Origin of the sequence: Citrobacter telavivensis, assembly GCF_041807075.1 — a bacterium.
In the GTDB taxonomy this organism is placed as follows: Bacteria; Pseudomonadota; Gammaproteobacteria; order Enterobacterales; family Enterobacteriaceae; genus Citrobacter_A; species Citrobacter_A telavivensis.
Window position 1 is genome coordinate 218,163 of sequence record NZ_JBGUBF010000004.1, and the last position, 12,838, is coordinate 231,000.

The 12,838-nt window shown below is 54.2% G+C and carries 12 protein-coding genes; 3 read left to right on the forward strand and 9 right to left on the reverse strand.

What is annotated here, in order from left to right:
- Nucleotides 1-9: 9 nt before the first annotated feature.
- Complete coding sequence (gene zapD / locus ACERJC_RS18185; RefSeq protein ID WP_152405866.1) at nt 10-753, reverse strand: cell division protein ZapD; 744 nt, start codon at nt 751-753, stop codon at nt 10-12.
- Nucleotides 753-1,373, reverse strand: coding sequence for a dephospho-CoA kinase (gene coaE, locus ACERJC_RS18190; RefSeq protein ID WP_152405865.1), 621 nt, complete (start codon nt 1,371-1,373; stop codon nt 753-755). Before coaE ends, zapD begins: the two co-directional genes overlap by 1 nt.
- Before the next feature lie 225 nt (nt 1,374-1,598).
- Between coaE and ACERJC_RS18195 the strand changes: the two genes are divergently transcribed.
- Nucleotides 1,599-2,642, forward strand: coding sequence for a GMP reductase (locus ACERJC_RS18195; RefSeq protein ID WP_152405864.1), 1,044 nt, complete (start codon nt 1,599-1,601; stop codon nt 2,640-2,642).
- Between the two features lie 53 nt (nt 2,643-2,695).
- On the opposite strand, the gene hofC is transcribed toward ACERJC_RS18195, so the two are convergent.
- The 4 genes from hofC to nadC form a co-directional block, all read right to left on the reverse strand.
- Complete coding sequence (gene hofC, locus ACERJC_RS18200; RefSeq protein WP_373672205.1) at nt 2,696-3,898, reverse strand: protein transport protein HofC; 1,203 nt, start codon at nt 3,896-3,898, stop codon at nt 2,696-2,698.
- The gene (gspE, locus tag ACERJC_RS18205; RefSeq protein ID WP_152405862.1) at nt 3,888-5,273 is read right to left on the reverse strand and encodes a type II secretion system protein GspE; all 1,386 of its coding nucleotides are present in this window, start codon (nt 5,271-5,273) and stop codon (nt 3,888-3,890) included. Before gspE ends, hofC begins: the two co-directional genes overlap by 11 nt.
- Nucleotides 5,274-5,282: 9 nt before the next feature.
- Nucleotides 5,283-5,720 carry a prepilin peptidase-dependent pilin gene (gene ppdD, locus ACERJC_RS18210; protein WP_152405861.1) on the reverse strand — a complete coding sequence of 146 codons (438 nt, stop codon included), beginning with the start codon at nt 5,718-5,720 and terminating at the stop codon, nt 5,283-5,285.
- Between the two features lie 206 nt (nt 5,721-5,926).
- Nucleotides 5,927-6,826 carry a carboxylating nicotinate-nucleotide diphosphorylase gene (nadC, locus tag ACERJC_RS18215; protein ID WP_178828343.1) on the reverse strand — a complete coding sequence of 300 codons (900 nt, stop codon included), beginning with the start codon at nt 6,824-6,826 and terminating at the stop codon, nt 5,927-5,929.
- Between the two features lie 87 nt (nt 6,827-6,913).
- Between nadC and ampD the strand changes: the two genes are divergently transcribed.
- The gene (gene ampD, locus ACERJC_RS18220; protein WP_178828345.1) at nt 6,914-7,477 is read left to right on the forward strand and encodes a 1,6-anhydro-N-acetylmuramyl-L-alanine amidase AmpD; all 564 of its coding nucleotides are present in this window, start codon (nt 6,914-6,916) and stop codon (nt 7,475-7,477) included.
- Nucleotides 7,474-8,328: a beta-lactamase regulator AmpE gene (gene ampE / locus ACERJC_RS18225; protein WP_286631252.1), complete on the forward strand. Its 855-nt coding sequence runs from the start codon at nt 7,474-7,476 to the stop codon at nt 8,326-8,328. Before ampD ends, ampE begins: the two co-directional genes overlap by 4 nt.
- Before the next feature lie 43 nt (nt 8,329-8,371).
- On the opposite strand, the gene ACERJC_RS18230 is transcribed toward ampE, so the two are convergent.
- The 3 genes from ACERJC_RS18230 to aroP all read right to left on the reverse strand — a co-directional run bounded on the left by ACERJC_RS18230 (nt 8,372) and on the right by aroP (nt 12,260).
- On the reverse strand, nt 8,372-9,322 hold the full coding sequence (locus ACERJC_RS18230) for a glycoside hydrolase family 43 protein (RefSeq protein WP_286631251.1): 951 nt from the start codon (nt 9,320-9,322) through the stop codon (nt 8,372-8,374).
- Nucleotides 9,322-10,728, reverse strand: a complete 1,407-nt coding sequence (locus ACERJC_RS18235; protein WP_373672206.1) for a glycoside-pentoside-hexuronide (GPH):cation symporter — start codon at nt 10,726-10,728, stop codon at nt 9,322-9,324. Before ACERJC_RS18235 ends, ACERJC_RS18230 begins: the two co-directional genes overlap by 1 nt.
- Before the next feature lie 158 nt (nt 10,729-10,886).
- Nucleotides 10,887-12,260 (reverse strand): aromatic amino acid transporter AroP, encoded by a 1,374-nt coding sequence (gene aroP / locus ACERJC_RS18240; protein WP_373672207.1) that lies wholly within the window; start codon nt 12,258-12,260, stop codon nt 10,887-10,889.
- Nucleotides 12,261-12,838: the final 578 nt, after the last annotated feature.

Genomic DNA, 12,838 nt, shown 5'->3' on the forward strand with positions numbered 1-12,838 from the left:
TTTAACTCCTTAACAGCAGGCCAGTTCGAAATCGAGGCGTTCAGGTACCACGCCATTGTCGCTATCGAGCGGCATAAAACGGATCGCAAAACGGCTCTTGTGGCCTGAAATCTGCGGATAAAGCTGTAAACCCAGCGGTAACTGCAGGCGCAGTAAATCCGCGTCCTCCCCGTTATCCTGATAAAACCCGTTCAGACTGGTTTGTTTACGAAACGGTGCCGAGTTACGAATGAGATCAAGGATCAGGGTCAACGCCTGATTCAGCGGGTTCAGACTGGCAAGCCAGCTATCGACCTGAGCATCGCGCTGCGCCTGCGGCATATGCAGCCAGATATGCAGCGTCGGTAAATCAAAGCTACAGCAGCCACCAGGAATGCTCAGACGCTGGCGCACCAGGGCAATCAGCCGGTCCTCACGCAAAAATTGCCCCATGCGTGGCGCGGAAATCAAAATACTGCCGGCCGTTTTTAACTGCTGGCGCAGTGCATCAATACGGCTCTGGTCGACGCCCGGCACTTCAATCCATGCCTGAAGTTTACGCTGTTGGCGCTCAAGCTCTTTCAGTAATTCTGTACGCACTTCACCACGTTCGAATACGTCCAACAAATCTCCGGCATTACGAAAGAAGTGCAGGGCATCGGAATGATCTGCGATCGGTAAGCGAGAGGAGAGTTGTTGAATCAAAAACTCAATGCGCAACCATGTGCGCATCTTCTCATTGAGTGGGTGTTCAAAAAGGACCTGGGTGTGCATTACGGTTTTTCCTGTGAGACAAACTGCGACGCAAGCTGGAGATAACGTGCGTGCAGGCGGGCGACATCCGACATGATGGAATCTGGTGCGCCATTATTATCAATAACATCGTCTGCCACGGCAAGGCGCGCTTCACGCGACGCCTGGGCAGCGAGAATCTGTTCAACGTGCGCGCGCGTAACGTCGTCGCGCTGCATCGTCCGGGAAAGCTGCGTCTCGGGGGTGACATCTACCACGAGCACGCGATTTGCCTGGCGATAAAGGCCGTTTTCAACCAGTAATGGCACCACCCACAGCACATACGCAGACGTCGCCTGTTGAAACTGACGTCGGGTCTCCTGCTGGATGAGCGGATGAAGCAAGGCATTGAGCCAGGCTTTCTCTTGCGGATGGGCAAAAATCCGCTCGCGAAGCAGACGACGATGCAGCGTGCCGTCTGCGGAAATCAGCTCTGGGCCAAAATGTTCTGCAATCGCATCCAGCGCAGGCTTGCCCGGTTCGACGACCTGACGGGCAATAATATCTGCATCAATTATCTGAATTCCGAGGTCAGCAAAGGCATTCGCAACAGTGCTTTTACCACTGCCAATGCCGCCAGTTAAGGCTACTGTATACCTCATAAGCTCGCTTCCCGGGAATTCGCTATGATAATCAATTGGTTAAAAGTTGAACGTACACTGGCGACGATGACTCAGAGATCGACTGCCGTTCGCCAGGTAAATTTATGGGATTGTAGCGTAAAAAAAGAGAATTTCGCAGTCTTGCGCGGCATTGATTAGTGCGTATGATAGCGTCACTGGAGTTGCGCTCTCATACTAATAGCCCTTAACCCCAGGAATCCGCACATGCGTATTGAAGAAGATCTGAAGTTAGGTTTTAAAGACGTTCTTATCCGCCCTAAGCGTTCTACCCTTAAAAGTCGTTCCGATGTTGAGCTGGAACGTCAATTCACCTTTAAACACTCAGGTCAGACCTGGTCCGGCGTTCCTATTATTGCGGCAAACATGGATACCGTCGGCACATTCGCGATGGCAACGGCCCTCGCCTCTTTCGACGTTCTGACCGCCGTTCATAAGCATTACACCGTTGAAGACTGGGCGGCCTTTGTTGGCGCGGCGTCGGCCAATGTGCTCAAGCACGTTATGGTCTCTACCGGTACGTCTGATGCGGACTTCGAAAAGACCCAACAGATCCTGGCGCTGAATCCGGCACTGAACTTCGTCTGCATCGATGTCGCAAACGGCTATTCTGAACACTTTGTCCAGTTCGTATCGAAAGCGCGTGAAGCCTGGCCGACCAAAACCATTTGCGCCGGTAACGTGGTGACGGGCGAAATGTGTGAAGAACTGGTTCTGTCTGGCGCGGATATCGTTAAAGTCGGGATTGGTCCGGGTTCTGTCTGCACCACCCGTGTGAAAACCGGTGTCGGTTATCCGCAACTGTCTGCGGTGATCGAATGTGCTGACGCGGCGCATGGTCTGGGCGGCATGATTGTCAGCGATGGTGGTTGCACCATGCCTGGCGATGTGGCGAAAGCGTTCGGCGGCGGCGCAGATTTCGTGATGCTCGGCGGTATGCTGGCCGGTCACGAAGAAAGCGGCGGTAAAGTCGTTGAAGAAAACGGCGAAAAATTCATGCTGTTCTACGGTATGAGTTCCGAATCCGCCATGACCCGTCATGTCGGCGGCGTTGCGCAGTATCGTGCTGCGGAAGGTAAAACCGTCAAACTGCCGCTGCGTGGCCCGGTGGAGAACACCGCGCGTGATATTCTTGGCGGCCTGCGTTCTGCCTGTACCTACGTTGGTGCCTCTCGCCTGAAAGAACTGACCAAACGTACGACGTTTATCCGGGTTCAGGAACAAGAAAACCGCGTTTTCAATAGCCTGTAATCTCCTGTACTGGCGCTGCATTCAGCGCCAGTTCTGCTTTCGATTTCCCTTCGTTATCCCACTCCACTCATCGCATCGCCCAGATGAAAAATCGGCAAATACATTGCCACGACCAGCGTGCCGATGATAAGCCCGGTAATCACCAGCAGCGCTGGTTCCAGTAACGCCGCCAGGTTATCAGCCATTGTCTGAGTATGTTCATCATGATGTCGGGCAAGATTGTGCAGCATGGTATCCAGCGAGCCTGAGGCTTCACCCGTCCTGACCAGTTGCAAGCACAGCGGGCTGAATTCTTCCGCATTTTTCAGTGCCTGCCAGACGGGAACGCCGGTACTGATATCGTGCTGTACCTGTGCCAGACGCAGTGCCCAGTAGGGGCACTGAATCGTCTCTTTCACGCTCTCAAGCGCGGGTAAAAATGCGATCCCCGCCGTCTGCGTCAGCGCGAGAATGGTAAAGATTTGCGTGAGCTTCTGGCCTCTGATCAACGGTCCCATGACAGGCATGCGGAGTAATCCGCGCTGGCGCAGAATTTGCCAACCGGGCTTTCGGCATAACAGATTGTTGGTCGCGATCAGCATGATAGTCATCAGGACAATCAGCCCGCCCCAGCGTTGACTCCAGTCGGCAAACGCGATGATCCCCTGGGTGAGTGCAGGCAGCGGCGTGTTAAAGGTTCGGTAAATGGCGGCAAATTCGGGCAGAACAAAGTGGAGCATCGCCAGCACCACCATCACCGCCATTGTTAAAATAATGATGGGGTAACGCAGCGCTTTTTTGACCTTATCGGTGAGTTGTTTCTGTGCCTTCTGCTGTCGGGCGAGTTCAAAGCAGCATTCATCCAGTTTCCCGGTCAGTTCACCGGTGCGTATCATCGCCTGATACAGCGGCGGAAAAACGTCAGGCCATTGCGCCAGCGCGCTGGAGAGCGGCGTACCGTGCTCCAGTTCTTGCGCAAGACCCCTCAACAGGGCTTGCCACTGCTTGCTGGGTTGCTGTCCGGCAAGCAGTTCCAGCCCTTCGGAGAGTGTTAAACCCGCCTTTAGCAGCGTTGCGAGTTGGTGAATCACTTCTGTGCATTGGTCACTGCGCCAGAGCGCTCGCTTCACGCGTAGGGATTTCACACGCAGTGGCGTTACCTGACGCTGCTCCAGTTCCTGCATCAGCAGGAGTCGATTTTCTGCCCAATGGGTTCCCTCGCCGGGCAGTCCATCGCGATTCATCCCCTGCCAGTACCACAGTTGTTTAGTGGTCATTTGGCATACCCAGAATACGCACCAGTTCCTCAAAGGTCGTCAGTCCTTGATCGACGGCGCGACACCCGCTTTCAAAGAGTGTGCTCATTCCTGCCTGTTTCGCATGGGCTTCCAGCGTTGCCACTGAGGCGTCGTTGGCAATCTGATGACGCAGTTCGGCCGCGATCGCGAGCAGTTCAAATAGCGCAGTGCGACCATAGAATCCGTGATAGCAGTGTTCACAGCCAACCGCCTGCCAGCGGGGTAGCGGCGTGGGATACCATGCAGGGGGCAAACGAATCGGATCGTCGATAAGCCGCCGGCAGTATGGACACAGCTTTCTGACCAGCCGTTGTGCCACGACCAGGGTTAATGCAGAAGAGAGCATCCAGCGGGCCACGCCCATCTGTTGCAAGCGCACCAGCGCTTCGCAGGTTGAGTTGGTATGCAGCGTGGAAAGTACCAGATGCCCGGTCTGTGCGGCTTTAATAGCAATTTCTGCGGTTTCGCCGTCGCGGATCTCGCCCACCATGATGACATCGGGATCCTGACGTAGTAGTGCCCGCAATACGCCCTGAAAGGTCAGCCCGGCACGCGGATGGATCTGCGTCTGATTGATACCGTCGAGGGGAATTTCCACTGGATCTTCAACGCTACACAGATTCACCTCCGGCGCGTTTCGTGTTTGCAACGCGCTATAAAGGGTTACCGTTTTACCGCTGCCCGTGGGACCGGTGACGAGGATCAGCCCTTGTGGCTGTTGTAGGGCGTCGATGAAGACAGATAGCTGCGTGTCGTGCATACCCAGCATGGAGACATCCAGAGCCTGATTCACCTGATGCAGCAACCGCAGCACCACTTTTTCGCCATAACGGCAGGGAAGGGTGGCGATACGAAACGAGACGGCAGCGCCGTTTAGCTCAACGGTGAATTGCCCATCCTGTGGTAGGCGGTGCTCCGCAATATCCAGATGGCTTAACACTTTCAGGCGTGCTGTCAGGGCAATGCCGGTCTCTTTGGCAATATCGGGTAAGCTATGCAGCACGCCGTCCACCCGTAAGCGGAGGCGAACGTGATGCTCTGCGGGTTCTATGTGAATGTCTGAGGCCCGTTTCGCCAGCGCGCTCTGTAATGTCTTATCCAGCAAAACCGCAGCGCTGACGCTGTTTTCAGGAACCACAGACGGCAGCGTGGATGAGGACGGATGCTGGTGTTGCTCCATCTGCTGACGCGTCCAGCAGGCAATCTCAATGCGGCGAGTCGTGGCGAAATGCAGGGCGTCCAGCAGTTCGTGAGAAGGGGCATCTTCGACGGCAATGTGTACCGTATCGTTATTCGCATTCAGTAATATTCCCTGGTAGCGCTGACATAGCGCGCTGAGTTGCGTCGTGTTCATTGCGCTTCCTTAGTGGCTATCAAAGCGAAAGACGTCTTCGCAGGCCTGTTTTAATGTGCCGTCATTCTGGATGTTGCAGCTACGCGTCCAGCCCGTAATGCCCTCTGCTTTGTCCCACCCTGGCGTCATGATGACGCTAAGTCCGTTCAGGCTTTCCTGGCCGGTAAGAGAAACCACCCCATTCTCAATGCTCATTTCCGAGACATAGCGTGTCGTCGTTGCCGAGGGAATACCGTTGATTCCTGCGTCGCAGGTGTCCGTACCGCCATGCTCCAGGGCGCAGAGTTCGACGGCGGTGCGATAGGGGACAAAAGTTTGCAGCATGTCGGTCAGCGCCGCTTTGCGCAGATAGTTTTGATAGGCCGGAATGCCGATGGCGCTGAGGATAGCGATAATGCCGATCACAACCATCAGTTCAATAAGGGTAAATCCGCGTTGTTTATCCATTGTTCGCTCCTTGAGTGAGTGGACGTCACTGTGGCAAACGCGGGGGCAGCGGGCGAGCGGCAAAAAATGAATCAGGAAGGAGGGTTCAGAGAAATGTTATCGGTTTGCAGTCGTCAGCATTGTTGTTGCGAGGCACGACGAGAATTTTAGTCACGGGAAGGGGCAAACAGGCCCGATAAGCAGTACGCGATCGGGCCGTATAATGATTAAGCGTTAGCGAAGCGCATGGACAGGTCGAGCGCCCGGAGGTGCTTGGTGAGAGCGCCCACGGAGATAAAGTCGACGCCGGTTTCGGCAAATTCACGCAGCGTTTTGTCCGTCACGTTGCCAGAAACTTCCAGTCGCGCCTGGCCGTTGGTCCGTTTGACTGCTTCACGCATCTGCGCCGTTTCAAAGTTGTCCAGCATGATGATGTCGGCTCCGGCTTTCAGCGCGTCGTCCAGTTCATCCAGATTTTCCACTTCGACTTCCACAGGGACATCCGGATGCAGCCAGAAGGCTTTCTCTACCGCCTGACGCACTGAGCCGGAAGCAATAATATGGTTCTCTTTGATCAGGAACGCATCGGAAAGACCCAGACGATGATTCGCGCCGCCGCCGCATAGCACGGCATATTTCAGCGCGGTACGCAGTCCCGGCAGGGTTTTACGTGTGTCCAGTAGTTGGGTCTTTGTGCCCGCCAGGATATCAACGTACTTACGCACTTCGCTGGCGACACCTGACAGGGTCTGCACGAAGTTCAGCGCGGTGCGCTCGCCGGTCAGCAACACGCGGGAAGGACCGTCGAGCTCAAACAGCGGTTGATTCGCGTTGATGCTGTCACCGTCATCCACATGCCAGTTGATGCTGACATCGTCGCCAGCCAGTTGAATAAAGACCTCTTCGACCCAGCGTTTGCCACAAAAAACGCCGTCTTCACGGGTGATGACGGTGGCATGAGAACGGGCGTTCTCCGGTAACAGTTGAGCCGTAATATCGTTGCTGGCATCCACTTCACCGCCTAAATCTTCACGCAGCGCCTGGGCGACAACGTTTGGGATATCCAGGTTAATACGTTCCAACAGCGCGTCACGTCGGTAGTCGGGGTTATAGCGGCGAGGCGGCATGAGAAAACTCCAAATTGCTAACGAATCATAAGGTAGAAACATGCTACTCTGATGCGGCTATAAGCACCACTCAAAAGGAGATTCAGCATGTTGTTAGACAAGGGCTGGCTGGCAGAAGCGCGACGCGTTCCTTCTGCGCATTACGATTGCCGCCCGGATGATGAAGTCCCTTCTTTGCTGGTGGTGCATAATATCAGCCTGCCGCCCGGCGAGTTTGGCGGTCCGTGGATTGACGCACTATTCACCGGAACGATTGATCCCAACGCCCACCCTTTTTTTGCCGAAATTGCGCATCTGCGCGTTTCCGCCCATTGTCTGATTCGCCGCGATGGCGAAATCGTTCAGTATGTTCCTTTCGATAAGCGCGCGTGGCATGCCGGTGTGTCGAGCTATCATGGGCGTGAACGCTGCAATGATTTTTCGATTGGCATTGAGCTGGAAGGGACCGACACGCTGGCCTACACCGATGCTCAGTACCAACAACTGGCAGCCGTCACGCGTGCGTTGATAAAGATTTTCCCGGCCGTTGCCGACAACATAACCGGGCACTGTGATATTGCGCCTGAGCGTAAGACCGATCCCGGTCCGGCTTTTGACTGGGCAAGGTTTCGCGCCCTGATCACCGCCTCGTCAGATAAGGAGATGACATGACGCTATTTACGACATTACTGGTGCTGCTCGTCGAGCGCCTGTTTAAGCTGGGCGAACACTGGCAGTTGGATCACCGGTTAGAAGCTTTTTTCCGTCGGGTTAAACGCTTCTCGGTGGCGCGTACGCTGGGGATGATGACGATCGCGATGGTGGTCACGTTCCTGTTACTGCGCGCGCTGGAAGGTTTGTTGTTTAATGTGCCGACAATCGTGGCGTGGATTCTGATCGGGCTGTTGTGTATTGGCGCGGGTAAAGTGCGGATGCACTATCATGCCTATCTTAATGCGGCGGCGCGTGATGATGTACATGCCAGAACGGCGATGGCCAGCGAACTGACGATGATTCATGGCGTCCCGCCGGATTGCAATGAGCGTGAGTTTTTGCGTGAGCTGCAAAACGCGCTACTGTGGATTAACTTCCGTTTTTATATCGCGCCGTTGTTCTGGCTGATCGTCGGCGGTCCGTGGGGGCCGGTTCTGCTGGTGGGCTACGCCTTTCTGCGCTCGTGGCAGTCCTGGCTGGCGCGCTATCAGACGCCACATGAGCGTTTACAGTCCGGCATTGATGGCATTCTTCATGTTCTGGACTGGATCCCGGTACGTCTGGCGGGCGTGGTGTACGCCCTGATCGGGCATGGCGAAAAAGCGCTGCCCGCGTGGTTTGCCTCGCTGGCGGATTTGCATACCTCGCAGTATCAGGTGTTAACGCGCCTGGCGCAGTTCTCGCTGGCACGCGAGCCGCATACCGATAAGATAGAAACGCCGAAAGCGGCGGTTTCTATGGCGAAGAAAACGTCGTTTGCCTTAGTGGTGGTGATTGCCGTGCTGACCATTTATGGCACGTTGATTTAACGAATCAGGACGCCCGGTAAGCAACAGGTTACCGGGCAATCTCTCAAAGCGTATCGGCAGGCGGGATGCCGAAGTCCGGCATCCCGTTTTCATCCCAACGAATTCGCTTCAGGCGGGTATGGCGATTAGGATCGTAGAGCGGATCGCCTTCAATTTCGGTATAGTTGCGCGCGTGATACACCAGCACGTCGTCGCCCTCCGGCGTTTGGGTAAAGCTGTTGTGCCCGGGCCCATACTGACGATTTTCCTTGCTGGTGGTAAATACCGGATGCGGCAATTTGTGCCAGTTTGCCGGATTCTGCGGATCGGCGTGAATATCAATCCATAACAATCCCATGCAGTAGTTTTCGTCCGTGGCGCTGGCGGAGTAGCTGATGAACAGCCTGTCACCGTGGCTTAACACCGCTGGCCCTTCATTGACCCAAAAACCCCGACACTCCCAGTCGTACTCCGGCTTGCTGAGCATCACTGGCTGGCCTTTAATCGTCCAGGGATTTTCCAGCTCCGCCAGATAAATGTTGGAATTCCCGGTGATGTCGGGCGATTTTTGCGCCCACAGATACCATTGCTTTCCCTGATGGCGGAACGTTGTGGCATCGAGTGCAAAGGTATCAAACGGCGTTTTCACCTGACCTTTTTCGACCCAGTTGCCGGTGAGCGGATCGGTATGCGTGCACTCCAGCGCGTACATCCGGTGCTGAAACATGCCCAGTTTGTCGAGCGCCTGTGTATGGGCGGCGGCAAAGTAGATGACCCATCTGCCGTCGAGGTGATGTATTTCCGGTGCCCAGATAAGTTCGCTCATCGGACCGTGTTCGGGTTTGCGCCAGACGACAACGGGCGTTGCCGTGCGCAATCCTTCCAGTGAATCCGCCCGGCGGATTTCCAGCCGGTCATATTCCGGCACGGAGGCAATAAAATAGTAGTCGCTGCCGTCACGCAGGATAAACGGATCGGCGCGTTGTTCAATAAACGGGTTGGGCCAGTTTTGCATCAGGCTTTCCTTACGGTTTCAGTGACGTTCAGTTCCTGATAATCATTGAGTTCGCGGTAGTTGGCGCGGCGTTTTTCCAGATCGTTCTGAATCTGTTTCATCAGTTCCCGGTCAACTTTCAGCAGACGCACTACGCCGGCGGTAATCAGGTATCCGATACCCGGAATTACGGTAAAGAGCAGCACGATGCCGTTGATGGCGGAATCGCTTTGCGCTTTCGCCCCTGCATCGTAGCCGTACCATGAGAGCAGAAAGCCGACCATCGCGCCGGCAATCGCCAGACCGAGCTTCAGGAAGAACAGGTTGCCGGAGAAGCTGATACCGGTAATACGTTTGCCCGTTTTCCATTCGCCGTAGTCGTCAACATCCGCCATCAGCGACCAGTGCAGCGGCGACGGGATCTGATGCAGAATATTGAGCAGGAAGTAGAGCGCCACAATCAGCATCGTGGCTTTGGGATCGAAGAAGTAAAACGCGCAGGAGAAAAGGGCCAGCGCGATATTGGTCCAGAAGAACACCTTCAGCTTGCACCAGCGGTCGGTCAGCACTTTTGCCAGCACACTGCCGATCATCATGCCGACAACGCCGAGGCTGATAAAAAGCGTCGCGAAGTGGGTGCTTTGCCCCATTACCCAGGTGACGTAGTACATGGTTGCCGCCATGCGGATGAAGCCCGGGCAGACGTTGCACAGCGTCAGCAGCAGAATGCGTACCCACTGGTCGTTTTTCCACACGTCTTTGAAGTCATTTTTCATGTCGTCGTGAGTGGGAACGGCAGGGCGCACGCGCTCGCGAACGGTGGCAAAACAAAACAGGAACATGCACATGCCGATAATGGCCAGCACGGTCATCGCCAGTTGATAACCCTTCGCTTTGTTATCACCGCCAAACCAGTCAACCATGGGCAGCAGGGTGAGCGACAACAGCAACGTCGCGATGCCGACCAGCACAAAGCGGTAAGACTGACAGGCCACGCGCTCTTTCGGATCGTTGGTGATCACGCCGCCCAGCGAGCAGTAAGGAATATTGATTGCCGTATAGGTAATCGATAGCAGGAAGTAAGTGACAAACGCATAGATAACCTTGCTGTTATAAGTCCACTCCGGGGTGGTGAACATCAGAATGCTGAACAGCGCGTAGGGGAAGGCAATCCACAGTAGCCACGGACGAAAACGGCCATATTGGCTTTGGGTCCGGTCGGCAATGGCGCCCATAATGGGATCGGTAACGGCATCGATAACACGTACTGACAGTAATAACACCCCTACCAGCGCCGGCGCCAGACCAAAAATATCTGTGTAAAAATAGTTAACAAACAGCATGATAGCGCCAAAGATGATGTTGCATCCGGCATCGCCCATGCCATAACCAATCTTTTCTCTTACCGACAGTTTACCTGTATCCATTGCGATGTCTCTCCATCAAGGTGATGGAAATAATTATTCGTCTGCTATCGATTATTTGCGTTGCAGGATAGCGCCGCGAACATGGACGAAATGGCTACAGGAGGAAAAGTGTGAGGCAGGTAACAACCCTCACCCAGGACGGGTGAGGGTCCGAGGGATTAATGTGCTTTCGCTGTCTTTGCGGTTTTCTGTTTGCACAGGTAACCGATACCTAAAACAACCAGCCATACCGGGATCAGGTAGACCGAAATCGCCATACCCGGCGTCATTAGCATAATCACCAGTACGGCCGCCATGAAGAGCAGGCAAACCCAGTTACCCAACGGGTAGAACAGCGCCGGGAAGCGAGTCTTCACTCCCTGTTGCTGCTTGGCGCGGCGGAACTTGATGTGTGCAAGACTGATCATCGCCCAGTTGATCACCAGTGCGGAGACCACCAGCGCCATCAGCAGACCGAAGGCGGATTCCGGTGCCATGTAGTTGATCAACACGCACAGTGCTGTCACCAGCGCCGAGACGATGATGGTATTCACCGGCACGCCGCGTTTGTCGATAGTGAGCAGGATTTTTGGGGCGTTACCCTGTTGCGCCAGACCAAACAGCATGCGGCTGTTACAGTAAACGCAACTGTTGTATACCGACAGTGCCGCCGTCAGAACCACGATATTCAGCGCGTTTGCGACGAAGGTATCGCCCAGTTCGTGAAATATCAGGACAAACGGGCTGGTGTCGGCGGTGACGCGCGTCCACGGCAGCAGGGAAAGCAGAACGGCCAGTGAACCCACATAGAAGATCAGAATACGGTAGATAACCTGGTTAGTGGCTTTGGGAATGCTCTGTTCCGGGTTATCGGCTTCAGCTGCGGTGATACCGACCAGCTCAAGCCCGCCGAATGAGAACATGATAATCGCCATCATCATCACCAGCCCGGTCATGCCGTGAGGCAGGAAACCGCCCTGTTCCCACAGGTTACGTACGGTCGCCTGCGGGCCGCCGTTGCCGCTGAACAGCAGCCAGCCGCCGAAGATGATCATCGCCACCACGGCGATGACTTTAATAATGGCAAACCAGAACTCCATCTCACCAAACACTTTTACGTTGGTCAGGTTGATGGCGTTGATAGCGATAAAGAAGACGGCTGCCGAAACCCAGGTGGGGATTTCCGGCCACCAGAACTGAATGTACTTACCGACGGCGGTCAGTTCCGCCATCGCGACCAGCACGTACAGCACCCAATAGTTCCAGCCCGACGCAAAGCCTGCAAAACTCCCCCAGTACTTGTAGGCAAAGTGACTGAACGAACCGGCAACTGGCTCCTCAACCACCATCTCACCCAACTGACGCATAATAAGGAAGGCAATAAAACCCGCTATCGCATAACCCAGAATAATACCGGGGCCTGCGGACTGGATAACGGAGGCGCTTCCCAGGAACAAACCTGTTCCTATCGCGCCGCCCAGCGCGATAAGCTGGATATGGCGGTTCTTAAGGCCGCGCTTTAGCTGCTCGCCGTGCTGCTGACTGTCCATCATGAAACCTCGTGTGTGGTTTACTCTTCAGATTTCAGGCTGCCGCCGAAGACGACCCGAACTATTTGAGTAATTATTATTTGTACTACGCAGTGATGCGTGTGTAAGTTTGCAATTCCGTCTGTTGTATTATTATGTTTACAGTAATGATTTTTAAAATGTCGCCGAAACTCTTTTGTCCGGAACAGAATAATGGTATGCGGCAGGGAATGCACCTGCTTTGTGAATGGATGATGACGAGTTGAATAAAAAGAGAGCAGTTGTGTGTCCCTCCGCTTACCTCCTGATAACACTTCCGTTAGCTGCAAAATGACTATTTATGATTAATTTGTGCATAAAAATACATCTGAATCGGTTCAACCAGGATTTTTCTTCGTTTCAATAAGGTTAAAACTACCTCGAGGGTGGTAAATTTAACATTTGTGCATAGTTACATGTTTGAAACGTTATTTCTGTGATGTTGTTAAAATGTGCCTGGTTTACTGATTTCAATCAAAACCTGTATGGACATAAGGTGAATACTTTGTTACTTTAGCGTCACAGATATGAAATTGGTAAGACCAATTGACTTCGGGCAAATG

Bases quoted from the DNA above. Each gene is read 5' to 3' on its own strand.
- zapD (WP_152405866.1), bottom strand. From the start codon at position 753: ATGCACACCCAGGTCCTTTTTGAACACCCACTCAATGAGAAGATGCGC.
- coaE (WP_152405865.1), bottom strand. From the start codon at position 1,373: ATGAGGTATACAGTAGCCTTAACTGGCGGCATTGGCAGTGGTAAAAGC.
- ACERJC_RS18195 (WP_152405864.1), top strand. From the start codon at position 1,599: ATGCGTATTGAAGAAGATCTGAAGTTAGGTTTTAAAGACGTTCTTATC.
- hofC (WP_373672205.1), bottom strand. From the start codon at position 3,898: ATGACCACTAAACAACTGTGGTACTGGCAGGGGATGAATCGCGATGGA.
- gspE (WP_152405862.1), bottom strand. From the start codon at position 5,273: ATGAACACGACGCAACTCAGCGCGCTATGTCAGCGCTACCAGGGAATA.
- ppdD (WP_152405861.1), bottom strand. From the start codon at position 5,720: ATGGATAAACAACGCGGATTTACCCTTATTGAACTGATGGTTGTGATC.
- nadC (WP_178828343.1), bottom strand. From the start codon at position 6,826: ATGCCGCCTCGCCGCTATAACCCCGACTACCGACGTGACGCGCTGTTG.
- ampD (WP_178828345.1), top strand. From the start codon at position 6,914: ATGTTGTTAGACAAGGGCTGGCTGGCAGAAGCGCGACGCGTTCCTTCT.
- ampE (WP_286631252.1), top strand. From the start codon at position 7,474: ATGACGCTATTTACGACATTACTGGTGCTGCTCGTCGAGCGCCTGTTT.
- ACERJC_RS18230 (WP_286631251.1), bottom strand. From the start codon at position 9,322: ATGCAAAACTGGCCCAACCCGTTTATTGAACAACGCGCCGATCCGTTT.
- ACERJC_RS18235 (WP_373672206.1), bottom strand. From the start codon at position 10,728: ATGGATACAGGTAAACTGTCGGTAAGAGAAAAGATTGGTTATGGCATG.
- aroP (WP_373672207.1), bottom strand. From the start codon at position 12,260: ATGATGGACAGTCAGCAGCACGGCGAGCAGCTAAAGCGCGGCCTTAAG.